Here is a 23,997-nt window from a genome sequence, read left to right as displayed (position 1 = left end):
ATGGAGAGTGGGATTCATTGTAAGAATGGAATCCCACCTAAAGATAGTTTAATAGGGAATCTAGTCCCAGTACGATGCTGAACGTTTTTGTAGCATTTCTCTGAATTGTTCAGTTGATTTATGCAATAATTCACCAGTTGCAAAATCAATTAGCACTCCGTATTGACGAATTAAATCTAATTCATCTACCCCTCCCTTTTTATATAAATCATGAACTACATTTACATCTTCACGTAACCAATCTTTTCGGTTTCTTCGGATATATTCTCTTTCCTTAGCTGTTTCATTCTCTAGCACTTCGTATAAATCTAGTTCAACATCGATTTCTTTGATGATGACCCCATAATCCTTTTTTGCTCGCTCAATTGATACATATCCATCAATAACATCTTCTAAGATGGCTTCTGGAAGTCGATTCAATGGATCACCAAGACCACCACCACCTGCTGAGGGTCTAGAGAAGCTGTCGCCTTCTTCTACTTTTATATTAGAAAAGAAAGCGCCAAGAAATTGTTCCTTCTCTGTTCCGGGATTTAACCAGTTTCCATGCGGGTTAGAAGGGAGTCCACCATAAATACCCCAAGTTACAGAACGTGAACGGTCACAACAAACGGACATAACCGTATCGGTAATGTTAGTTAATGTCCCGCCTTTTTCTACACCACACCCACCTCTGAATTCACCAGGTCCACCTGAATCCGTAATGATTTGATGATAAGAAGTAACAACTGGGGTTAAGCGTTCTTGACCTTCACACGGCTGCACACTCAATCCGGCTCCAAATACAGGTGACATTGCATTTGCACCATCTCTGTTGCTTCTACCACCATGCCCACCAGCCATCCAGTCGTACCACATGAAGAAGTTATCGTAGCGGTCACGTTGATCCCATCCACCGATTAATAGATATTCAAGGTTAAAAGAACAGGCAAGTGCTCGTTCGGGTATCACATAAGACCATAACTCAAAGCATGCGTTCATAATCTTTTCATAGGGACCTGAACAGAAACCGGTAACAGCAACTGGCCAGGGTGCATTAACAACAGAATTCTCGGGAAGGTTAGCATGTACAACACGATAGAATCCTGAGTTTAAAGGAATATCGGGAAAAAATGTTTTTGTCCCTGCATACAAGCCTGATAAGGAGGCCCCAAAAGATGAGTTAAGGAAACAGCTGATAGAAGCATGGGTTCCACCCAAATCATAGAAAATCTCGTCATCATTGATTGTCATTTTTACTTTAATAGGGATTAATCCATCACCGAGTTCTGGATCCATGTCTATATAGTCAACAGTTTCCCAAGTCCCGTTTGGAAGCTCCTTGATGTTTTCTCTAGTCAGGCGCTCGACATAATCCTGGACTTCATCAAAAGCTGTTAATACTGTATCCACACCATATTTATCAACCAATCGAAGGAGCTCTTTTTCTCCGACCTTTGTCGCTTCGGCTTGCGATCGTAAATCACCAAGTCTTTCTTCTGGAACCCTCATATTAGAAATGAGTAAGTTTGCGACATCTTCCAAATACTTACCTTTACTCCATACGCGCACAGGTGGTATCCGAACCCCTTCACCGTAATGATCTCTTGAACCCACATCAAATGATCCTGGAACCGATCCACCCATATCTGCCCAGTGTCCATTTGATTGCATAAAAGCAATTAGTTTACCTTTATGAAAAACGGGACGAATGACTCGTACATCATTAAAATGTGTACCTCCGCGGTAGGGATCATTTACTAAGAAAACGTCCCCTGGATGAATGTCGTTCCCAAAATCTTCAATAACTGCCTTAGCTGTTAAGTGAAGAGTACCAACGTGAACAGCAATATCCTGGGTTCCTTGCATGACTGTATTTCCATCCGCATCACATAATGATGAACTGAAGTCACGGTTATAAATTACAAAGGAATAGCAGGTACGAAGAATTTGTTCGGACATTTGGTCTACCAAATTAACAAAACCATTTTTCAAAACTTCAAAGGTAACAGGATCTAGTTTTGTCTTAAATATATTCTCCATTTATTCCACCACACCTTTTAATGAAATAATTATATTTTTATAGTTATCCACCTCAGCAACAAAGTCTGGAGGTATAATGACAGTAGAATCCAATTGCTCGACCACTGCTGGCCCACTTATAATAGAGCCTACTGGTACAGATGGACGATGATAAATTGGGGTATTTATGAAGCCACCAGTTTCTTCAAAATATACATTTCGGTATTCCCTTAAGGCTTCAATCAAGGTTCCTACAGGTTCTTCTTTCGGTAGTTCGGGCTTTGGTACAATGCCTACAGCCTCTATACGGAAGCCGTAGACTTCCACACTTTGGTCAGGATTGGAAAAAGCATAAGCTCGCTCATGTTCCTTGTGAAAGTTTTCCAATGCAGCATCCAGAGATGTTAAATGCCTACCTACAGTGACTTCTAAAGAGCGCCACTGGCCAACATAACGCATTTCCAGATGACGGATTAAATTCATAGATTTCTTGTCTATGCCCTCATTTTTCAATAGTTTTATAGCTTCTTGTTCCATTTTTAAAAATTCCTGTTCAATGGTGTCTGTTTCTATATCTTCCGTATTCGCTACATATGTTTTGGTTAAGTCGTGGCGAAAATCAACAAGCAAACAACCCAAAGCGGCTGCAACACCAGGATGTGCTGGAACGATAACCTTAGGTATACTTAACTCTTTTGCTAGATAGGCACTATGAAGAGCACCTGCTCCTCCAAAAGCAACTAATGCAAAGTCACGAGGGTCGTATCCTTTACGAACAGAAATGAGCCGCAGAGCATCAGACATATTTGCATTTGCAACTTTTAATATTGCATTAGCTGCTTCAAATTCGTTATAGCCATACATTTCGCAAATGGGTTCCAGTGCTTTTTTTGAAGCATCTTTATTTAGAGTCATATCCCCGCCTAATAAAGATTCATTTAGTCGTCCTAATATTAAATTGGCATCTGTATTTGTCGGTTCTGTTCCGCCAAAATCATAACAAGCAGGACCAGGTTCGGAACCGGCACTTTCAGGTCCGTTTCGTAATGATCCACCTTTATCTATTCGGGCAATACTTCCGCCGCCTGCTCCTATAGTCATAATTTCGATACTCGGAAAACCAATTGGATAACCATATTCGATATACCATTCTTTTGTTGTTTTTAATTCGCCATCATAAACTAAAGAAATGTCTGTACTTGTACCGCCCATATCCAGTCCAATCGCATTTTTAAATCCACATAGTTCCGCGATATATTTACTGGCGATTGCTCCTGCAGCTATCCCAGAGCTGGCGAGGCGCCCTGCATACTTCTGGACGTTTTCGGAAGTCATAACTCCGCCGCCAGAATGAAGAACCAAAATTTCTCCATCATAGCCTTTTGCTTTAATCTGATTTTGGAGCACGTCAATATATTTAGTTACTTTTGGCCCTAAGACTGAATTAATAATAGTAGTACTTGTCCGTTCATGCTCAAAAATCTCGGGTAAAACTTCACTTGAGGACGAAATATACACGTCAGGTAGTTCTCTCTGTAAAATTTCTTTTACGCTCCGTTCATTATCACCATTAACATAGGCATTCATAAAGCTGATTGCGATGGACTCCACATTTCTCCTTTTTAGAATTCTTGCAAGTTCGATTACTTCTTGTTCATCAACTGAAACAAGGATATTCCCCGAGTAGTCCACACGTTCATTTATTTCAAAACGGTCTCGTCTTCTTATATAAGGAGGTGCGACGTCTTTATAAGCGTCCCATAAGTCTAATTTCGTTCCTCTTCGGATTTCCGTTACATCCCGAAATCCTTTTGTAGTCACTAGAGCAGTCTTTGGGAGTTTTCTTTCGATTAAAGCATTTGTTCCAGCCGTTGTACCGTGAGAAAAGACTGATATGTCGTCACCAGAAATATTTGCAGCTTCAATTCCATTAATGACTCCAATTTCAGGATTTGTTGGAGTTGACGCAGTCTTTGCGATAAAGATATCTTTGGATTTCTCATCAAACACAAATACATCTGTAAATGTGCCTCCAACATCTACTGCAACTCTATATTTACCCATGATATTCCTCCCGTTTTTATCAAATTTCAATATGTCTATTATTTTAAAACAGCAGATAATCCCTTTCTCACTTCTTGTATCGCATCATGCAGTTTCCCGATCATTGTCTCAATTTGTTGTTCATTTATAATGAGAGGCGGACAGAAACAGATAATATCGGTTCCTTCATATGTTACCGCTCGGCAGATCACACCGCGCTGATGCAGTGCTTCGATTACTTTCGGAGCTACTTGCAAATCACTTGCAAACCGCTTATTTGTGGCAGGATCTTCCACAAGCTCCACGGCACCAAGTAAGCCAACAGCACGAACATCTCCAACAATGTCGAGTTCTTCTTTTAGCTTTTTAAAACCATTAAGCATTACTTCTCCCTTTTTCCGTGCGTTCTCTAGCAGTCCTTCATTTTCCATGATTTCAATATTTTTTAGACCAACAGCAGTCGCAGTAGGGTGGCCACTATACGTGTAACCATGGAAAAGAGTACCAGCAGACTTTTCTTTTAATACATTATGGATTTGATCAGAGACAATAACGCCACCAAGCTGGATATACCCGCTTGTAACCCCTTTTGCAAAGGAAATAATGTCAGGAGTAACGCAATAATGTTCAACACCAAACCACTTTCCAGTTCGTCCAAATCCAGTGATTACTTCATCTGCAATATACAAAATTCCATATTCGTCACAAAGGTTCCGGACTTCTTGCAAGTAGCCTTCTGGTGGCACGAGCACACCGCCGGCTCCTTGAATCGGTTCTGCAATAAAGGCGGCGACTGTTTCAGGACCTTCACTTTCAATAACGGACCGGAGTGAGGAAAGGGCTTTATCTTTGCCATTGCCATATGGATTATCTGCATGATAAATATCTGTCATCATTTTCCCTGCCATATTCCAAAATTCAGGAATCCCTGTAGCGCTTGTCGAGGCAGCAGCAACGCCATGATAGGCTCGGTTGATTCCAATAATTTTCCGTCTCTCCGGCTTATCCTGAACACGCCAATAATGTCTTGCGAGTTTTATTGCTGTATCATTCGATTCAGAGCCACCGGATGTAAAGAAGACTGCGTTTAATCCTTCGGGAGCAAGAGAGCTGATTTTTTCAGCAAGTACTATCGCTGGCTCATGGCTGAAAGTAGAAAAAGTTGAACTAAAAGCTAACTTTTTCATTTGTTCTGCGGCCGCGGCAGCGAGTTCATCTCTTCCGTGTCCCACATTCACATTCCAAAGAGATGACATCGCATCGATGTAAACGTTATCATTTTTATCCGTCAGATAAATACCATCTCCTTTCTCAACAATCATTTTCGCTCCGTCTTTCTGCTGTTGCTGAATCGATGAAGTTGGATGGATGAAATGCCTCTTGTCTAACTCAATTAATTTTTCTTGATCCATATTCACGCCTCCTTAAAATGATGGAAAATATAAAAAACCAGCAATACTGGCAGAGGCATAGGGAAGAATATTTCCATAGATCTGCACAATATAACTGGTTTTATCTAATGGATTGCTCTATTTCTGCAATAGAGTCAATTAGACTAAGCAGCTTATAATATTCTATTATTTTCAATTTAACGAATATTGAATTGCTTGTCAAGAAAAAGTTATTTTAATATAAGTGCTTCATTTTTGGATGATAATCTAAAAAAACATTGCTTTCTAATAATTGTTTGTTATAATAATACCAAAGATTCAAAAAATACTATCCGGTAGGTTAGTTGTTAGAATAAAATATGAGGAGGAATAAAAAATGGAATTTACCTACACAGAAAAAGTAGTTAAATTGCAGAAAAAGCTTAATGACTTCATGGAGAAGTATGTCTATCCCAACGAGAAGGTTTACAAGGAGCAGTTAAATCAACAGGAAACTAGATGGTCCACTGTACCTCCAATTATGGAAGAATTGAAAGAGAAAGCGAAGGCAGAAGGATTATGGAATTTGTTTTTACCGGAAAGTGAGTATGGTGCAGGATTAACAAATCTCGAGTATGCTCCGCTTTGTGAAATAATGGGAAGATCCATGATAGGTCCTGAAGTATTTAATTGCAGTGCACCCGATACCGGTAATATGGAAGTATTAGTACGTTATGGTTCAGAACAACAAAAAAAGCAATGGCTTGAGCCCCTTCTTGAAGGTGAAATTCGTTCATGCTTCTCGATGACAGAGCCCGATGTTGCTTCGAGTGATGCAACGAATATCGAAACGAGTATTATAAGGGATGGTGACGAATATGTTATTAATGGACGTAAATGGTGGACGTCCGGTGCTGGAGATCCTCGTTGTAAAATTTCAATCGTCATGGGAAAAAATGATCCAAAGGCAGAGAAGTATGAACAACAATCTATGATTCTTGTTCCGTTAGATACAAAAGGCGTTAAGATTGAGCGCATGCTTCCAGTTTTTGGTTATGATGATGCGCCCCATGGTCATGCAGAAATTGTTTATGATAACGTAAGAGTTCCAGCAGAGAATATGCTTTGGGACGAAGGCAAAGGGTTTGCTATCGCTCAAGGACGTTTAGGCCCTGGAAGAATTCATCATTGCATGCGTTTAATTGGAGCTGCGGAACGTGCACTTGAAGATCTATGTAAGCGCGCTCAACACCGGGAAGCTTTTGGTAAGAAAATTGCTGAGCAAGGTGTTGTTCAGGAATGGATTGCAGATTCCCGTATTGAAATTGAGCAAGCACGTTTACTAACTCTAAAAGCCGCATACATGATGGATACGGTAGGAAATAAAGAAGCAAAAGCTGAAATTGCGATGATTAAAGTTGTTGCGCCAAGTATGGCACTTAGAGTCATTGATCGAGCCATTCAAGCACATGGTGGTGCAGGGGTTAGTGAAGATTTTACCTTAGCAAACCATTGGGCAAATTCGCGAACACTTAGACTTGCGGATGGACCAGATGAGGTGCACCGCCGCCAACTTGCTAGATTAGAACTTAAAAAGCATAAGCTAGCTCAGGAGGTATATTAAAGTGACTGTATTCGATTTGTTTCGATTAGAAGGAAAAACAGCAATTATTACTGGTGGTGGACGTGGATTGGGGGCACAAATGGCACAGGCTTTTGCAGAAGCAGGAGCAAATGTTGTTGTTTGTTCCCGGAAATTGGAGTCCTGTAAAGAAACAAGTGAGGAACTAAAGAAGCTAGGAGTCGATTCGTTAGCATTTAGTTGTGATGTAACGAACCATGACGATATAAAGAGGGTTGTTAAAGAAACGGTAGAACATTTCGGGTCCATTGATATTTTAGTGAATAACAGCGGAGCTACATGGGGTGCATCAGTTGTTGATATGCCAATAGAGGCATGGCATAAGGTGATAGATGTGAATATTACTGGAACTTATCTCATGAGTTTAGAAGTTGGAAAGGTAATGATAGACCAAAATAAAGGGAAAATTATCAATATCGCTTCGATCGCTGGTTTTGGCGGTACAAACCCTGAAGTGATGGATACGATAGGATATAATACGAGCAAAGGTGCTGTTATAACGTTTACAAAAGATTTGGCAGTAAAATGGGGAAAACATAATATAAATGTAAATGCGATCGCCCCAGGTTTTTTTCCAACAAAAATGGCACGGGGATTATTAGAAAAAGGCGGAGACGAAATTTTACAAGGAACACCCTTGAATCGATTTGGGAATGACCAAGATTTGAAAGGAGCTGCATTATTTCTCGCGTCAAAAGCATCGGACTTTGTAACAGGTGATATTTTAACTGTTGATGGCGGATCTCACGCTTTTGCTTAGTGAAATATTACAGACCTTGTGGTAAGTTAAGAGTAACAAAATTATAAACTTGCGAGGTCAGACAAATGAAAAGTGAAATTGTAAAACAAAGTATTTTATTATTTGAAAAAAAGGGCTTTAGTACCACTTCCATTCAAGATATAGTGGATGAACTAGATGTTACAAAAGGTACATTTTATTACTACTATTCTAGTAAAGAGCAATTATTAATGGATATTCATGAGGAATATATAACAAAATTATTAGAAGCTCAGTATGAAATTATAAACAGAAGTTACACATCATATAAAGACCAATTAATTGAAATTATTCGTTTAATAATTACAGACATTGTTGAAAATGGTTCAAGTGCTCGTGTCTTTTTCCGTGAGATGCGACATTTATCCGAAAAGCACATTAAAATAATCAAAGAGAAGCGTAAACAATTCCGCTTAAATATTGAAAGTATTGTTGAGGAAGGAATTAAACATGGGGAAATTAGAGATGATTTACGTCCAGATATGATTTCATTTGGAATAGTTGGGATAACAAACTGGAGTTATAATTGGTATAAAACAGAAGGTGAAGTAACGCCAGAACAATTGGTATCCATTTATTCTAAAATGATACTAACTGGTATAGAAAAGTAGTATTGTAACTTTGGCTCTACAAATTTCATTTTTACTATTTACTAATAGAATATGCTTTGCATGCTGACCGGATAGTATGCAAACGAAAGTCCCGATATATTGCTAATAAGCTGCATAATGAGCAGTGTCGTGAGAGGAGATAGATAGGTGAAATCTTTATATAGAGACACAATGCCTGTTAGAAAAGGTGAAGAGCTGGATAGGAAAACACTTTATCATTATATTCGGGAAAAGATGCCTGAAGTTCCAAGTGGAGAATTAGAAATTGAACAATTCGGTGCAGGAGCATCTAACCTTACCTATCTATTGCGAATAGGAGCGTGGGAGGCAGTATTACGACGACCTCCCCTTGGACCGGTTGCTCCAAAAGCTCATGATATGGAAAGGGAATACAAGATATTATCTAGTTTATATCCATTATACCCAACAGCACCAAAACCTTATCACTTTTCGAAAAATGAGGAAGTTGTGGGAAGCCCTTTTTTTATCATGGAACGCAGAAAAGGCATAGTTCTTGATTCAACTTTTCCTGAAGGGGTAACTTATGACGAGCAATTAGGAAAGAAAATTTCAAAATTAATGGTTGAAAGATTAGTTGAATTACATCGTATTGATTATAAAAAAACAGAATTAGAGCATATCACAAAACCAGATGGATTCATGGAGCGTCAAGTAGCTGGTTGGATTAAGCGTTATGATAACGCAAAGACAAGTGAGATTTCTGGACTCAAAGAATTAACAAATTGGATGCGGAATAGTATTCCATCTTCACCTAAACCGACAATTATTCATTATGATTATAAAATAAATAATGCAATGTTTTCTGAGGACTTTAGTGAAATGATTGGTTTGTTTGATTGGGAGATGACAACTGTCGGTGATCCCCTTGCAGATTTAGGTGTTGCTTTATCGTATTGGACACAGCCAGATGATCCTGAACAATTGAAAACAGGGTTAGGAAAAGCATCTGTAACAACATGGGGGGGATTTTTTACTCGAGAAGAATTTTTGGAACATTACGAAAATAGGAGCGGTCGTGACGTATCAATGATTAATTTTTACCTTACTTTTGCTTACTTTAAACTAGCGGTAATATGTCAACAAATTTATTATCGGTACTTTAAGGGACAGACGAGTGATCCAAGATTTGCTCAGCTAGATCAATATACAGAAACTTTAATTCAATATGCATTGGATTCTGCGAGGGGGCTGTGATTCGTTGAAAGTTCATTTGCTTCTCAAAAAGGAAGAAATAGATACGGTACAAATGAGTGACGATAAAATTGCAGTTGTGTTTGATGTATTACTGGCAACCTCCACAATCATTTCATGTTTGCAATTTGGTGCAAAAGAAGTAATCCCTGTAATGAATGGGGAAGAAGCAATTCTTATGGCTAAGGGTTATAAAACAGAGGATGTTGCCCTCGTTGGGGAATATGACGGTATTACAATTGATGGGTTTTTAAGCCCAGCCCCATCAAGATTAGAAGAACATGTAAAGAATAAAACAGTCTTACTATCTACTACGAATGGAACCGTTGCGATACGGCAATCAGCTCCAGCGAAAGAGGTTTATATTGCTTCCTTGTTAAATGGAGAGGCTGTAAGTAAACAGATTATAAAGACCTATGATAATGAGACAATAATTGTCGTTTGCTCTGGATCATCGAATCAATTTTGTCTTGAAGATTTTTATGGGGCTGGTTATTTTATTGAGCAATTGGTAAAAGAGTATGGTTTAAATAATATTGAATTAACGGATAGCGCATTAGCATCTAAAATATTCTATCAAAATTTATCCCATGAAGCCTATAATGTTCTAAGTGAATCAAGAGTTGGCCAAATGCTACACTCCCACGACCTCCAACAAGATCTAGCATTTGTTAGCAAACAAGGTGAATTATCGATTATACCCATACTATTGGAAAAGAAAATAATTTGTTTGGAAAAAATGGAAACTTGTAAGGGAAAAGAATGAGTGAGAATCGGGAGGGAAGTGGAATGATGAAAGGAATTCAATTTAAAGAATTTGGTGGTCCCGATGTGTTGGAACTCATCGAGATGGAAATACCAGCATTTAGTCAAGATGAAGTATTAATTGAAGTAAAAGCTATTGGTGTGAATTATGCTGATACCGCCAGGAGGGAAGGTAATTATGTTGTACCGACACCGTTACCATTTGTTCCAGGCGCAGAAATCGCAGGGGTAGTAAAGAAGGTTGGAAAAAATGTCCAAGATATAAAGGAAGGAATGCGAGTTGTAACGTTAATCGGTTCAGGAGGGTATGCGGAATATGCTGTTGTGCATGCGAGTCAGCTAATTCCGATTCCTAAAGATGTGTCTTTCGAAAGAGCTGTTGCATTACCACTACAAGGGTTAAGTGCTTATCATATTTTGAAAACAATGGGGAGATTGGAAGAAGGAGAAACAGTGCTTGTTCACGCAGCTGCGGGAGGAGTCGGCTCTATTGCAGTACAGCTTGCCAAAAAAATAGGAGCAAAAAAAGTGATCGCAACGGCAAGTACGAAGGAGAAATTAGCTTTTGCAAAGGAGATGGGAGCGAACTACACTGTTAATTATTCAGAGGAAGGATGGGAGAAGGAAATCCGTGAATTAACAGATGGTAAAGGTGTTGATTTAGCTCTAGAAATGGTAGGGGGAGAGGTTTTTAATAAAACAGTGAAATGCTTGGCCGCTTTTGGTAGGCTCGTCATTTATGGCGCAGCGAGCGGTGAACAGTCAGAATTTGATCCAAGAATTTTAATGCGACGTAATCAATCAATTATTGGATTTTTCCTACCACAGATAATGAATAAGCCTGCTTTGTATCAAAAGAGCTTACAGGAACTACTAGAGTATATGAATAACGGTGAATTAGTACTCACAATTGGCGGAACTTATCCATTAAGCGACGCTGCCAAAGTTCATAGGAAGTTGCAGGGAAGAGAAACAAAAGGAAAGCTTGTGTTACTTCCGTAGTAAAGATAATTTCATGCAATAGCTAAAGAGGAGGAGTCTATACATGAATAAAAATCATTTTAAGTTTTGGCCGCCTCGTTTATCTAAAAGTTTAACAATACCAAAGACAACCATATATGATAACCTAGTCATTTCAACAAAAAAATATCCTGATAAAATTGCCATACATTATTATGGAAGAAGTATTACGTATACAGAGCTACTTGAGGAAGTCGAGATACTTGCTGGGTATTTAAAAAAGAAATTAGGGGTAGAAAAGCAAGAGAAAGTATTGTTGTTCATGCAGAATTCTCCACAATACCTCATAAGCTTCTTTGCTATTTTGCGCCTACGGGCTGTAGTTGTTCCAATTAATCCGATGAGCACGACGCAGGACTTAGCGTTTTATGTGAAGGATTGCGATATTAAATATGCAATTATTGGGGAGGAATTGTATGACAATATAGTCCCATTAATAAAAGAAACTTCCTTGAATAATATCATAGTAACTTCGTATTCCGAATACTCAGGTGAGTATAACGAGAATAATGATTTCAAACCTAATCTTGCGAATAATAATCAAAAGCTATCTAATGTTATTTTTTGGAAAGATGCTTTAAGTGAAACCTATCAAATAGATGAATATGATGGCTTAGAAGATGATGTAGCAATGATTCCCTATACGTCTGGAACAACAGGGATGCCGAAAGGATGTATTCACCCCAATAGAACAATTCAGGCAAATACTGTAGGAGCAAGCCTATGGATGAATATGACAGCTGATGCGATTCCATTGTTAACTCTACCATTATTTCATGTAACAGGGTTAATTCACAGTGCACTTGCCCCTATTCAATCAGGTAGTACGATCGTGATGATGACCCGTTGGGATCGTGATTATGCAGCGAAGGAAATGGAGAGACATGGTTGTACACATTGGATTAATATAAGCACGATGTTAATAGACTTTTTATCAAATCCAAATATGAATAGTTATAGCTTATCTTCCTTACAAGTAATAGGAGGTGGAGGAGCACCGCTTCCGGAAGCAGTAGGAGAACAATTGTATGAGAGAACAGGTCTTCGTTATTATGAGGGATACGGTCTGACAGAGACCATATCACATACGCACTTCAATCCACCAAATCGTCCTAAATTACAATGCTTGGGAATCCCTTCATTTGATGTGGATGCTAGAGTAATAGACCTAGCTACGGGAAGTGAGGTTGGACCTCATGAACTAGGAGAGCTTGTGGTCAATGGGCCCCAAGTCTTTTCCGGCTATTACAATCGAGAGGATGAGAATAAGGTATCACATATAGAGATAGATGGAAAACAGTTTTTTCGAACAGGTGATATTGTGAAAATGGATGAAGAAGGGTACTTTTTTATTGTGGATCGATTAAAGCGAATGATAAATGCTTCAGGATTTAAAGTATGGCCGACAGAAGTGGAAGCTATCTTATATAAGCATCCAGCCGTTGAACAGGCATGTGTAGTAAGTGCTCCAGATAAAAAGCGTGGAGAAACTGTAAAAGCCTTTATCATATTGAAGACTGATTTTATCGGTAAAATAAAGGAAGATGAAATTATAGAATGGTCGAAAAGTCAAATGGCAGCGTATAAATATCCACGTATTATTGAGTTTGTCGAAAGCTATCCAACAACTTCAAGTGGAAAAATATTATGGAGAGAATTACAAGAGAAAAGCTAACAGAATCTATTATTTTAAATCCTTTAAGGAGTTGATAGGTTTGGGCGAATGGATTGAAACGGTCACAGGTAAGATTCCTGTCGAAGATATGGGAAAGACATTAATCCATGAACATTTTATATTTGGCTATCCAGGATACAGTGGTGATGTAACGAATGGTCCCTTTAATGCAGACGAAGCGTTAAGTGCGGGAACAAAGGCTGCAAATGCTGTTAAGAAGTAGGGAATTAAAACAGTTGTAGATCCAACCCCCAATGAATGTGGTAGAAATCCTGAACTATTAAAACAAATATCTGAGGCTACAGGGATTCAGATAGTTTGTTCTACTGGCTATTATTATGAAGGAGAAGGGGCTACAACCTATTTTAAGTTTCGCGATTCGTTAGGAACGGCGGAAAAGGATATTTATGAAATGTTCATGACGGAGATCAACGAAGGTATAGCAGGGACTGATATTAAACCAGGAATAATTAAGCTTGCTTCAAGTAAGGATGAAATCACCCCGTATGAAAAAATGTTTTTCGATATAGCAGCAGAGGTGCATAAAGAAACAGGTATTCGAATTATTACGCATACGCAGATGGGGACAATGGGACCTGAGCAGGCTAGATTGCTTATTGAATTAGGAGTAGAACCATCTAAAATTATTATCGGTCATATGTGTGGCAATACAAATATTGATTATCAAAGAGATACTTTAAAAACTGGAGTAAAAATTGGTTTTGATCGATTTGGAATTCAAAAACTGGTTGGAGCTCCAATGGATGAAGAGCGTATAAATACGCTTATAAAGTTACTTGAAGAGGGGTATGAAAAACAAATCATGCTCTCCCATGATTCCATTAATTACTGGCTAGGGCGTCCATTGGAAATGAACGACGACACTGCAACATTAGTAAAAGATTGGTATCCGACTCACATTTTTGAAAATATTATACCAGATTTAAAATCACGGGGTATCTCAGAAGAAATTATTAAGCAAATGTTTTATTTAGAAACATAGGATGATAGAGGCGGAATGACTAGTACTAGATGTTCTATAGTAAGCGCTTACTTAATAATTTTTAGGGGGTATTTGTTCATGGATAAAGTATGGCTAAAACATTATCCGGATTATATAAGAAAGGAAATTAGTATACCTGACGAACCAATAACCGAAATCCTAAAGAAGTCCATCACCCATTATGGTGACAACCCGGCCCTATATTTCTATGGAAATGAGATGACCTATAAAAGGTTAGGGGAGTTGGTAGATTCTTTTACTGCCGCACTTCAACAAGAAGCGTTTGAGCAAGGAGAAAGGGTAGCAATTATGCTCCCGAATTGTCCACAATATGTCATTAGTTATTATGGAATATTACAAGCTGGTGGTATCGTAACACAGCTGAACCCAATGCTTGTAGAAAAAGAGTTGGAATACATTTTAAATGATTCAGATGCTGAAACGATTATAATTTATGAACATTTACTACCGGTTTTGAGGTCTATTATTGAAAATACATCTGTTAAACGAATAATTACAGTTAATTTTGAAGGTAAAGATACGAGGGACAGTGTAGCAATTGAATTTAACAGCTTTTTGAAAAGAGCAAAGCAATTACCAGTCGAAGTTGCCTTCAATCCATCTGAGGATATAGCAGTTTTACAATATACAGGCGGAACTACGGGACGTTCAAAAGGGGCAATGTTGACCCATCGAAATTTATTTGCAAATGTATTACAAACATACGAGTACTTTCGAGATACTATGGAACTAGGTAAAGAGCGGACTCTAACTGCAATACCACTTTTCCATGTGTATGGAATGACTTCAGCGATGAATCTTTCAATCTTTATAGGTGCAAAAAGCATATTATTGCCTAAATTTGAAATTCAGGAAGTCCTACAAACAATAAAGGAGACCAAACCAACATCATTTCCTGGAGTACCTACTATGTATATTGCATTAATCAACCATCCAGATGTAGAAGCATATGGTCTGGATAGTATTCGTACTTGTAATAGTGGTAGTGCACCAATGCCGGTAGAGTTATTAAAGAAATTCCAAGAAAAAACCGGTGCGAAAATATTAGAAGGATATGGTCTCACAGAAACCTCACCAACAACACATTGTAATCCGTCTTTCGGTAATAGAAAACCTGGGAGTGTTGGTATTGGAGTACCTTCTACGGATTATAAAATTGTTGATTTAGAAGAGGGTTCGAAAGAGCTTCCACCCGGTGAAATTGGCGAGGTTATTATTAAAGGACCACAAGTCATGAAAGGGTACTGGAATATGCCTGAAGAGACAGAGAATGCACTTCGCGATGGTTGGCTCTACACAGGAGATATTGCTTATATGGATGAAGAAGGCTATCTGTTTATTGTTGATCGTAAAAAGGACTTAATTATCGCAAGCGGGTATAATGTGTACCCTCGCGATGTGGAAGAAGTTATTTATCAACATCCCGCAGTCCAAGAAGCTGTCGCTATAGGGGTCCCTGATTCTTACCGAGGAGAAACAGTGAAAGCTGTAATCGTCTTGAAAGATGGGATGAAATGTGATGAGGAAGAATTAATTGCTTTCTGTAAAAAGAATTTGTCAGCTTATAAAGTACCGCGGATTATTGAGTTTAGAAAGGAATTACCTAAAACAGCTGTTGGCAAGATTTTAAGACGGCAAATTAGAGAAGAGACGGTTTGAAACGATGATATGAAATGCAAATGTGGAGGGATTTAATATCAATAATTTTGTGAATGAAATTTTATTATCTACAAATCAGTATTAGAAAAAATAGGATGTAATGAACAATGAATCGTTATAGCTTACTGGGATGCTACCGTGGGATTGAAGAAGGGGTTACTTTCAGACAGGACTCTTATACCAGGAGGTAGAGCAAATGAAATCCATTTTAAAGAAAAGCTGGCCAAGTGATATGCAGGAAACATTGCACTATCGTCTAGGTGAGAAACCATTACATGAATATTTGCTACAAAACGCGATTAACCATCCACAACAAACTGCCTATACTTATTACGGAAACAATATTACTTGGCAACAACTAAGTGATAATTCCCGCCGATTTGCACAGTTTCTTAAAGGGGAGGGTGTTTCAAAGGGCGATCGAATTGCATTATATATGCAGAACTGTCCCCAATATCTGATCTGTCATTATGCAATTCAAATGCTTGGTGCAATAGTCGTGCCATTGAGCCCAATGTACAAGGAAGCAGAGCTCCTCTATTTTATTAATGAAGCTGAAATTAAGGCTATCATTTCGGCTCAGGAATTGTATGAACAAGTAGAAGCAGTAAAACAGCAGACGACCTCGCTCCAATTTATCATAACTACTCATTATACAGATTTCCTTCCTGAGGCGAAAACATTACCATTACCAGACGAATTAAAAATTGAAAAAAAGAAACTTAATAGTAATTTCGATTTACTAGAAGAAATACAATCAAATAATCCAATTTCAGAGACTGAACAGATTGATATATGGGAAGATGTTGGCTTGATGGTTTTTACCTCTGGAACAACGGGAAGGCCAAAAGCAGCGATGCTCACATATGGGAATGCTCTGTTTAAAACAGCCGCAACAGCTCAAGGATATCAAATGAAACAATCAGATATTACATTGGCAGTTGCACCCCTTTGTCATATTGCTGGCATGGTGATGGGAGTTAATCTTCCTGTTTATAATTCTTTATCATGTATTTTGCTGACGCGTTTCGATGTAGAAACAGCTGTAAAGGCAATTGAAGATTATAAAGTAAATAAATTATATACGGTCGCTACAATGAATGCTGCTATTCTTAATTTCCCAGAGATTGAACAGAGGAATTTAACATCACTTGAACTAAACTTCGCAACAAGTTTTGGAACGAAAGTGGATCAAAACCTAGCCGAAGCTTGGGAGAAAGTCACTGGAGGCTGTGTACTTTTAGAAGCTTCTTACGGATTAAGTGAAACACATACATGTGATACATTTATGCCGATTGAAAATATTAAATTTGGAACTTGTGGTATTGCTACGTATGATACAGAAATACGTATTGTAGATATAGAAACAGGTGAAGACTTACCACCAGGAGTTCAAGGAGAAATTGTTATAAAAAATCCTGGAGTATTTAAAGGTTATTTAAATCGACCAGACGCAACAAAGGAAACACTAAAAGGTGGTTGGGTGTTTACAGGTGATATTGGGATGCTTGATGAGGAAGGATTTCTATATTTTAATGGTCGGGTAAAAGAAATGATTAAATCATCAGGGTATAGTGTCTTTCCTGAAGATGTTGAAGCTTTATTGAATGATCATGAGGCAATTTTACAAGTAGCGGCTATCGGTGTGCCTGATAAAAGTAGAGGAGAGAGTGTAAAAGCTTATATTGTATTGAATCCTGCTTATAAAGGAAAAGTTAGTGAAAGGGATATCATTAAATGGTCAAAGGAAAAAATGGCAGCATATAAGTACCCGCGTGATGTAGAATTCCTTGATAGCTTACCAGCAACAAGTTCTGGTAAAGTTCTACGCAGACTTTTAAAAGAGGATAGATAAATAAATGGACTATAACGAAGAAGGAGAAATTATATGGACGGGATGATAGAGGAATTATGGGAGCGAAAAGAGCAAGCAAAGTATGGAGGTGGAAAAGAAAAGCTTGAAAGATTGCATAAACATGGTCATTTAACTGCTAGAGAGCGAATAGAAAAGCTTGTCGATCCGGATACATTTTTAGAATTAGGATTACTTGCCCATTCGGACCAATTAGGTTTTGAAGAGAAAAGTGCTGGTGATGGAATAATTACGGGTTTAGGTAAAGTAGAAGGAAGGCCAGTTGTATTGCAGGCAGCTGATAAAACAGTTCTTGCTGGAACGGAAGGAATGGTTTATTTTCGTAAATCAAAGGCAGCACATCAATTTGCCGTTAAGCGCGGATTTCCGTTATTGAATTTAATGGAAGGTGGAGGCTTAAGGATGCCTGATGGTATGGGGTCTGACGGGATAAGCCAGATGTTGTTTCCGCAAGAACTTTTGCTCCACAATCGTAAAGTTCCATTAATAACTGCAATTTTAGGAGATAGCTTTGGCGGCCCAACATGGACAGCTGTAACATCAGATTTTGTAACACAAGTAAAAGGAAGCGCGATGGCAGTAGCGGGACCACGTATGTTGGAAGTCGCTACAGGTGAAAAGATTTCAAATGAAGCCCTCGGTGGTTGGGAAATTCATGCAAATTATACTGGGCAAGTAGATCGCTTTGTTACGAGTGAGGAAGACTCTATACAGGAAATGAAGGAATATTTAAGTTATATGCCACTACATTCAAGTGAAGAGCCGCCGGTTAAAGAGACAAAAGATGATCCATATAGAAGACTTGATGAGATTGTTAATCTCGTACCGACTAGACGACAACGTGCCTATGATATGAAAAAGGTTATTCGTCAAATTGTTGATGATGGGAATTACTTCGAATTAAAATCTTTATATGGAACTGCGCTTATAACTGTTTTGGCTCGTATTAATGGAAAAGTAGTAGGTATTATCGCAAATCAACCATTGAAATACGCGGGCGCAGCAGGCCCTAAGGAATGTGAAAAGGCGACTGAATTTATTTGTCTTTGTGATTCTTACCATATTCCACTTGTTTTCTTACATGATATTCCGGGGTTTAGAGTATCCGGTGAAGCTGAAAAATTAAAGATGCCTACAAAGATTATGATGTGGAATCAAGCTCTTGCGCAGTCAACAGTACCTAAAATTTCAATTGTTATTCGAAAGAGTATTGGTGCCGCTTATGGGAATATGTGCGGCCCAACAATGGGGGCTGATTTTGTAGTTGCTTGGCCAACAGCCGAGATAAATTTTACTGGCCCTGAAGTTGGTATAAATGTTGTTTATGGCCGTGACCTTCAACAATCGCAAAATGCGAAAGAGGAACGATTAAAATTATTAGAATCATGGAGTTTCGACAGTTCCCCATATAAAGCAGCAGGGAAACATCTTATTGACGATATCATCGATCCAAGAGACACAAGAAAGTTTCTTTCTCAAACATTAGAATATGCCTGCATGAAAAATGGATCCATGAGTGAACGTAGACTTGCTAATTGGCAGACAGGGTTTTAAGTATTGAGAGATAAAATCCAAAGTGAATAGGCTGAATATACCGTCTATAAATGCATTTTATAAGCATACTATACGTTTAGTATATTTATTTTGGAAAACGACTTTTTTAAATTCGAAATATAGGATGAAGAGCGAAGAAGGAGGAATTTTAATGCGTAGTTGGAAGGTAACGAAATTAGGTAATCCACGAGAAGTATTAGAATTGCAAGACCATTCACGACCGTCTATTCAGGAAGGTGAAATACTGATTGAAGTAGAAGCCTCTTCACTTAATTTTTTTGATATATTACTTTGTCAGGGAAAGTATCAGGAAAAGCCCCCAATCCCATTTACGCCAGGAGCGGAGATTTCAGGAGTAATTCGTGAAATTGGAAAAAACACTCAGTTAAAAGTGGGGCAACGTGTGATCGCAACTCCTCCATTACCGGATGGAGGGTTATCTGAATGGGTGAGTGTTCCAGAGGAATCTGTTTATCCTATTGTAGATTCAATGGCTGCAACGGATGCTGCTGCAATGTTCATAACCTATCAAACTTCTTATTATGGGTTATATTACCGAGGTAATCTCCAAAAAGGGGAGGTACTTTTGGTGCATGCCGGTGCGGGTGGAGTAGGATCAGCAGCTATCCAACTTGGTAAGGCAAGGGGGGCAAAAGTAATAGCAACTGCCGGTGGTCCTGATAAAGTCCAGATATGTAAAAATCTTGGAGCGGACATAGCTATTGATTATATAATGGATGATTTTGTAGAGATTGTGAAAAGCGAGACTAACGGGCGTGGAGCAGATGTTATCTATGACCCAGTAGGAGCAGACGTGTTTGATAGATCACGTAAATGTATTGCATTTGATGGACGTTTGTTAGTAATCGGTTTTGCTGGTGGACGCATACCTGAAGCACCTGTAAACCATGCACTCATTAAAAACTATTCAATTGTTGGTGTGCATTGGGGATTATTTGCACGGTTACACCCTAGTAAAGTAAGGGAAATCCATGCAGACTTAATGCGACTTTACGATGAAAAATCAATTCGCCCATTAATATATCAAGCGTATGATTTTAGAGAAGTTCCAGACGCATTAGAAATTTTAGCCGATAGGAAGACGTATGGGAAATTGATTGTTAAGCCATGAGGCCACTTATTTAATAAATAGGTTTAACAATCCAGATATTAAGGGGGGAAGTCTATGCGCTTAAAAAACAAAGTTGCAATCATTACCGGTGGCGGTGGAGATATCGGTAAGGCAACAGCGATTCGATTTGCAAGGGAAGGAGCAAGGGTGGTCGTCGTTGATTTAAATGAAAAGACTGCATGTGAAACCGTAAATCTAATAAGAAAGGAAAATGGAGAAGCTAATTGTATAAAGACTGACGTAACTAATGATCATGCAGTACAAAATATGGTTCAAGAAACGATTGCTAAGTATGAACGGCTCGATATTATGTTTAATAATGCTGGAGTAAATAGTGTAGAGAAAAAATTGCCCGATGTTTCATTTGAGGAATGGAAGAAAGTTATGGATATAAATATAACAGGTGTATTTCTTGGTATGAAATATGCCATTCCGCATATGAAGTCGGGAGGTTCAATTATAAATACAGCAAGTATTGCAGGCATAAAAGGGCAAAAGTTAGTTGCGGCATATTCGGCATCAAAAAGCAGTGTTATTGCACTTACTAAATCGACAGCAACTGAATTTGGGAGGAAGAATATACGAATCAATGCCATTGCACCAGGAATAATTGAAACAAGTATGGTTGATGACTGGAGAAAGACGGATAAATGGCCAGTTTTATCTACAGCTAACGCTTTAAAAAGAATCGGACAACCGGAAGAAATAGCGAATGCTGTATTATTCCTTGCTTCAGATGAAGCTTCCTTTATTACAGGAGAAACACTTGTAATTGATGGTGGTACGCTTAATATTTAGCGACTACAAACATTAGAGATGTTATTCGTGAGTAAGCACTTGTTATAAATTAGAAAATTACATTCAAAAATTATTACCCCAACAGTAAATAGAAAAAAAGAGGAGGGAAAATGATGGATTTATTTCTCCAGCAATTATTAAACGGGCTTTCTAATGGCAGTGTTTACAGTTTGGTGGCGCTAGGTTTGACAATGGTATTCGGAATTCTTCACGTTCCTAACTTTGCTCATGGTGCGTAAAAAAGATGTTTGAAATTATTAAGCAGATTAATGAGGTTTAAAAGCATTTCTTGTTTTGGAATCCTATTGCTATTTGTATTCGGATTAGCAGCCTGTCTAGATATGTCATCAAGTGACTCTGGGGATAAAAATAGTAGTGAAACGGAAGAAGCGCCAGAAACTCTAGAAAATCCAACATTAAGTGAAGGAGAGGAGATTGTTGAGATAGGTTACAGCGGACCATTAAGTGGCCCGGCTGCTCAATATGGAATTAACGTTATGAATGGACTAGAGATGGCTGCTGAGGAAATTAATGAAATGGCTTTGAAGTGGATGGAACGACGTATAAACTTGAAATTGTTGCATTTGATGATCAATATTTACCAAATGAGACAGGCGTAAATGTGAAGCGAATGGTTTCGGAAAATGATCCTGTAGCAGTTTGGGTACCTCACAGTGGAGGAGTTTTTGCCACTCAAAAATTTAATGAAGAGGATAATTTCATTCTTATGGCATATACAAGTGAACCAAGACAATATGAACAAGGGAATGAGTTAATGATAGGAATCCCACCCCAATATAATGTTTGGACAGAACCATTTAGTCGATATCAAATCGAAAAATTTGGAAGTAAAATGGCACTCCTTCCTACAAACTCCCAATATGGTAAGGACTGGACTGAATCAATTGTTCCTGTATGGGAAGAAATGGGGGGAGAAATCGTCTATGAAACTGAGATTGATTTTGCAAAGGAAACCGACTATTTTACCATAATGACCAACGCATTAAATGAAGATCCGGATGTGCTTTTTGTTGGGGGACCTTCAGAACCTACTGCGCTTGTTATAAAACAAGCCAAGGAATTGGGATTCGAGGGTGGATTTATGATTATGGACCAAGCAAAATTAGAGGAAATGTCTGGTTTCTTAGGAAGCTATGATCTGCTTAACGGTTCAATTGGTCCTCTTCCTATTGAGAGTAGTGATACTTATCAAAGTGACAGATTTGTAGAGACATATAAAAAGGATTTTGGTGAACCATACGCAACTTCTGAATCTGCACTAAATTATCAGAGTGTGTATGTTCTGGTAGAAGCAATGAAAGTTGCTGGTACAGTTGAAGACAGAAAGGCAATTATGGAAGCTGTAAATGAAGGGATAAAAAATATACCAGAGGATAATTTGGTTCTTCCACTTCATGAAATTGACGAAGTAGGAAGTCTTCAATGGAAATTTGATGCAGGCATTGTTGAAGATGGAGAGGTAGAAATATTTCCATTTGAATAACGGATGAAAATATTTTCAATCATTAAAGGAAAAATTAAACCAGTCTTGAATATATATAATAAAGGTAGGGGGAATTTTTCCTTATATTTTACACTAAACATACCAACTAGTTGGTATGAAGTGATTAATAAATAAGAGGAGTGCATGAAATGTATTTACGCCTGACAGATGAACAAAAAATGGTGCAAGAAACAATCCGAAAGTTTGTCGAAAAGGAATTGATACCTTTAGAAAATGAGGTCCTTCGTAATGAAATGGAAGGTAAGCCCAGTTTATCTAAAGAAAAACAAAATGAATTGCAATTGAAAGCAAAGGAAGCTGGATTTTGGGGGATCAATACACCCGCTGAATATGGGGGAGCAGATATTGGTCAAATGATGCTAGCAATTGTACAAATGGAAGTTTCAAAGTCTTTTGTCCCGTTTCAATTCGGTGGTACTGCAGATAACATTCTCTATTATGGAAATGAGGATCAAAAAGAACAGTATTTGATACCAACAATAAATGGTGAGAAGAAGTCATGCTTTGCTATGACGGAGCCTGGAGCGGGATCGGATACAAGAGGATTAAAAACAACCGCCGTAAAGGATGGAAATGAATGGGTAATAAATGGAGAAAAGACATTTATTACGGGAGGAAATGAAGCAGATTTTGTAATGGTTATGGCTGTGACAGATAAAGAAAAGCATCAACGTACAGGCACAGATGGGGTTACATGCTTTATTGTTGATCGGGAAATGGGTTGGAAATCAGAATATATTCATACAATGGGAGAATGGGGACCGGCAGGATTAGTGTTTGATAATGTACGTGTTCCAGAAGAGAACATTCTAGGAGAAGTCGATGGTGGTTATCAGCTCGGCTTAGAATGGATTGGTTTTGCTAGATGGATTGTTGGTGCGACTGCTGTAGGAGCTAGCGAAAGGCTACTTCAAATGGCGATTGATTATTCTAAAGAAAGGAAGACATTTGGAAAGCCGATTGCTGACAGGCAAGCAATCCAGTGGCAAATCGCTGATTCGGCAGTAGAAATTGAAGCCGCAAAATGGCTCGTATTAAATGCTGCTTTTACGCTTGATCAGGGAGAAGATAACCGCCATTTAGCCTCAATAGCAAAGCTTTATGGAGCGAATATAGGTAATAATGTGGTGGATCGTGTTCTGCAAATTCATGGTGGCATGGGGTATACACGCGAGCTGCCAATTGAACGCTGGTATCGTGAAGCTAGATTATGGAGAATTTATGATGGCACGGATGAAATACAACGATTAATTATTTCTAGAAATCTTTTAAAAGGCCATGTTAAAGTAGGCCAATTTATATAAAAATAAGGGAG

Annotated in this window: 18 protein-coding genes and 2 pseudogenes; 17 read left to right on the top strand and 3 right to left on the bottom strand. The window is 38.4% G+C overall.

Annotated elements, in window-relative coordinates; genetic code table 11:
- Positions 1–60: 60 nt before the first annotated feature.
- The 3 genes from WKU33_RS12555 to WKU33_RS12545 are packed head-to-tail and all read right to left on the bottom strand — an operon-like array spanning position 61 to position 5,456.
- A complete protein-coding gene (locus tag WKU33_RS12555; protein ID WP_340454912.1) occupies positions 61–2,022 on the bottom strand; it encodes a hydantoinase B/oxoprolinase family protein in 1,962 nt (653 codons plus the stop codon).
- The gene (locus tag WKU33_RS12550; protein WP_340454910.1) at positions 2,023–4,065 is read right to left on the bottom strand and encodes a hydantoinase/oxoprolinase family protein; all 2,043 of its coding nucleotides are present in this window, start codon (positions 4,063–4,065) and stop codon (positions 2,023–2,025) included.
- Between the two features lie 38 nt (positions 4,066–4,103).
- The gene (locus WKU33_RS12545) at positions 4,104–5,456 is read right to left on the bottom strand and encodes an aminotransferase family protein (RefSeq protein ID WP_340454908.1); all 1,353 of its coding nucleotides are present in this window, start codon (positions 5,454–5,456) and stop codon (positions 4,104–4,106) included.
- 355 nt (positions 5,457–5,811) lie between these two features.
- Here WKU33_RS12545 and WKU33_RS12540 point away from each other — a divergent pair, with 355 nt between their 5' ends.
- From WKU33_RS12540 to WKU33_RS12460, 17 genes and pseudogenes are all read left to right on the top strand, one after another.
- Positions 5,812–7,038: an acyl-CoA dehydrogenase gene (locus WKU33_RS12540; RefSeq protein ID WP_188856113.1), complete on the top strand. Its 1,227-nt coding sequence runs from the start codon at positions 5,812–5,814 to the stop codon at positions 7,036–7,038.
- 1 nt (position 7,039) lies between these two features.
- Complete coding sequence (locus WKU33_RS12535; protein ID WP_188856112.1) at positions 7,040–7,816, top strand: SDR family oxidoreductase; 777 nt, start codon at positions 7,040–7,042, stop codon at positions 7,814–7,816.
- A gap of 65 nt (positions 7,817–7,881) precedes the next feature.
- Positions 7,882–8,445 (top strand): TetR/AcrR family transcriptional regulator, encoded by a 564-nt coding sequence (locus WKU33_RS12530; protein WP_188856111.1) that lies wholly within the window; start codon positions 7,882–7,884, stop codon positions 8,443–8,445.
- 171 nt (positions 8,446–8,616) lie between these two features.
- A complete protein-coding gene (locus tag WKU33_RS12525; protein WP_340454925.1) occupies positions 8,617–9,660 on the top strand; it encodes a phosphotransferase family protein in 1,044 nt (347 codons plus the stop codon).
- A 4-nt stretch (positions 9,661–9,664) separates the two neighbouring features.
- Complete coding sequence (locus WKU33_RS12520; RefSeq protein WP_340454903.1) at positions 9,665–10,423, top strand: 2-phosphosulfolactate phosphatase; 759 nt, start codon at positions 9,665–9,667, stop codon at positions 10,421–10,423.
- Between the two features lie 26 nt (positions 10,424–10,449).
- Positions 10,450–11,424 (top strand): quinone oxidoreductase family protein, encoded by a 975-nt coding sequence (locus WKU33_RS12515; protein WP_188856208.1) that lies wholly within the window; start codon positions 10,450–10,452, stop codon positions 11,422–11,424.
- Between the two features lie 43 nt (positions 11,425–11,467).
- On the top strand, positions 11,468–13,117 hold the full coding sequence (locus tag WKU33_RS12510) for a long-chain-fatty-acid--CoA ligase (RefSeq protein ID WP_340454901.1): 1,650 nt from the start codon (positions 11,468–11,470) through the stop codon (positions 13,115–13,117).
- Positions 13,118–13,157: 40 nt separating this feature from the next.
- Positions 13,158–14,120, top strand: a pseudogene (locus WKU33_RS12505) (phosphotriesterase family protein).
- Positions 14,121–14,198: 78 nt separating this feature from the next.
- A complete protein-coding gene (locus tag WKU33_RS12500; RefSeq protein ID WP_308425574.1) occupies positions 14,199–15,800 on the top strand; it encodes a long-chain-fatty-acid--CoA ligase in 1,602 nt (533 codons plus the stop codon).
- Between the two features lie 196 nt (positions 15,801–15,996).
- Positions 15,997–17,655 carry an AMP-binding protein gene (locus tag WKU33_RS12495; protein ID WP_340454898.1) on the top strand — a complete coding sequence of 553 codons (1,659 nt, stop codon included), beginning with the start codon at positions 15,997–15,999 and terminating at the stop codon, positions 17,653–17,655.
- A gap of 33 nt (positions 17,656–17,688) precedes the next feature.
- Entirely contained in the window at positions 17,689–19,227 is a 1,539-nt protein-coding gene (locus WKU33_RS12490; protein ID WP_336252805.1) for an acyl-CoA carboxylase subunit beta, read from the top strand.
- A gap of 151 nt (positions 19,228–19,378) precedes the next feature.
- Complete coding sequence (locus WKU33_RS12485; protein WP_188856104.1) at positions 19,379–20,359, top strand: NADPH:quinone oxidoreductase family protein; 981 nt, start codon at positions 19,379–19,381, stop codon at positions 20,357–20,359.
- A gap of 54 nt (positions 20,360–20,413) precedes the next feature.
- A complete protein-coding gene (locus tag WKU33_RS12480) occupies positions 20,414–21,157 on the top strand; it encodes an SDR family NAD(P)-dependent oxidoreductase (RefSeq protein WP_336252804.1) in 744 nt (247 codons plus the stop codon).
- 113 nt (positions 21,158–21,270) lie between these two features.
- Positions 21,271–21,393: pseudogene (locus WKU33_RS12475) on the top strand (ABC transporter permease subunit); the annotation flags it as partial.
- Positions 21,394–21,426: 33 nt separating this feature from the next.
- Complete coding sequence (locus tag WKU33_RS12470; protein WP_340454895.1) at positions 21,427–21,777, top strand: hypothetical protein; 351 nt, start codon at positions 21,427–21,429, stop codon at positions 21,775–21,777.
- Positions 21,705–22,661 (top strand): ABC transporter substrate-binding protein, encoded by a 957-nt coding sequence (locus WKU33_RS12465; RefSeq protein ID WP_229782549.1) that lies wholly within the window; start codon positions 21,705–21,707, stop codon positions 22,659–22,661. Before WKU33_RS12470 ends, WKU33_RS12465 begins: the two co-directional genes overlap by 73 nt.
- A 149-nt stretch (positions 22,662–22,810) precedes the next feature.
- Positions 22,811–23,986 carry an acyl-CoA dehydrogenase family protein gene (locus tag WKU33_RS12460; protein WP_188856102.1) on the top strand — a complete coding sequence of 392 codons (1,176 nt, stop codon included), beginning with the start codon at positions 22,811–22,813 and terminating at the stop codon, positions 23,984–23,986.
- The last annotated feature ends 11 nt before the right edge of the window (positions 23,987–23,997 follow it).

This window comes from Oceanobacillus sp. HCA-5259 (assembly GCF_037892815.1).
Classification (GTDB): domain Bacteria; phylum Bacillota; class Bacilli; order Bacillales; family Amphibacillaceae; genus Oceanobacillus; species Oceanobacillus indicireducens.
Note: the sequence above shows the minus strand (reverse complement) of the source record. Positions and strands in the feature narration are given on the sequence as shown.

What these genes read in the sequence shown, in the direction of transcription:
- WKU33_RS12555 (WP_340454912.1), bottom strand. Translation starts at nt 2,022, where the DNA reads ATGGAGAATATATTTAAGACAAAACTAGATCCTGTTACCTTTGAAGTT.
- WKU33_RS12515 (WP_188856208.1), top strand. Translation starts at nt 10,450, where the DNA reads ATGAAAGGAATTCAATTTAAAGAATTTGGTGGTCCCGATGTGTTGGAA.
- WKU33_RS12510 (WP_340454901.1), top strand. Translation starts at nt 11,468, where the DNA reads ATGAATAAAAATCATTTTAAGTTTTGGCCGCCTCGTTTATCTAAAAGT.
- WKU33_RS12525 (WP_340454925.1), top strand. Translation starts at nt 8,617, where the DNA reads ATGCCTGTTAGAAAAGGTGAAGAGCTGGATAGGAAAACACTTTATCAT.
- WKU33_RS12550 (WP_340454910.1), bottom strand. Translation starts at nt 4,065, where the DNA reads ATGGGTAAATATAGAGTTGCAGTAGATGTTGGAGGCACATTTACAGAT.
- WKU33_RS12540 (WP_188856113.1), top strand. Translation starts at nt 5,812, where the DNA reads ATGGAATTTACCTACACAGAAAAAGTAGTTAAATTGCAGAAAAAGCTT.
- WKU33_RS12495 (WP_340454898.1), top strand. Translation starts at nt 15,997, where the DNA reads ATGAAATCCATTTTAAAGAAAAGCTGGCCAAGTGATATGCAGGAAACA.
- WKU33_RS12480 (WP_336252804.1), top strand. Translation starts at nt 20,414, where the DNA reads ATGCGCTTAAAAAACAAAGTTGCAATCATTACCGGTGGCGGTGGAGAT.
- WKU33_RS12490 (WP_336252805.1), top strand. Translation starts at nt 17,689, where the DNA reads ATGGACGGGATGATAGAGGAATTATGGGAGCGAAAAGAGCAAGCAAAG.
- WKU33_RS12470 (WP_340454895.1), top strand. Translation starts at nt 21,427, where the DNA reads ATGAGGTTTAAAAGCATTTCTTGTTTTGGAATCCTATTGCTATTTGTA.
- WKU33_RS12530 (WP_188856111.1), top strand. Translation starts at nt 7,882, where the DNA reads ATGAAAAGTGAAATTGTAAAACAAAGTATTTTATTATTTGAAAAAAAG.
- WKU33_RS12485 (WP_188856104.1), top strand. Translation starts at nt 19,379, where the DNA reads ATGCGTAGTTGGAAGGTAACGAAATTAGGTAATCCACGAGAAGTATTA.
- WKU33_RS12545 (WP_340454908.1), bottom strand. Translation starts at nt 5,456, where the DNA reads ATGGATCAAGAAAAATTAATTGAGTTAGACAAGAGGCATTTCATCCAT.
- WKU33_RS12460 (WP_188856102.1), top strand. Translation starts at nt 22,811, where the DNA reads ATGTATTTACGCCTGACAGATGAACAAAAAATGGTGCAAGAAACAATC.
- WKU33_RS12500 (WP_308425574.1), top strand. Translation starts at nt 14,199, where the DNA reads ATGGATAAAGTATGGCTAAAACATTATCCGGATTATATAAGAAAGGAA.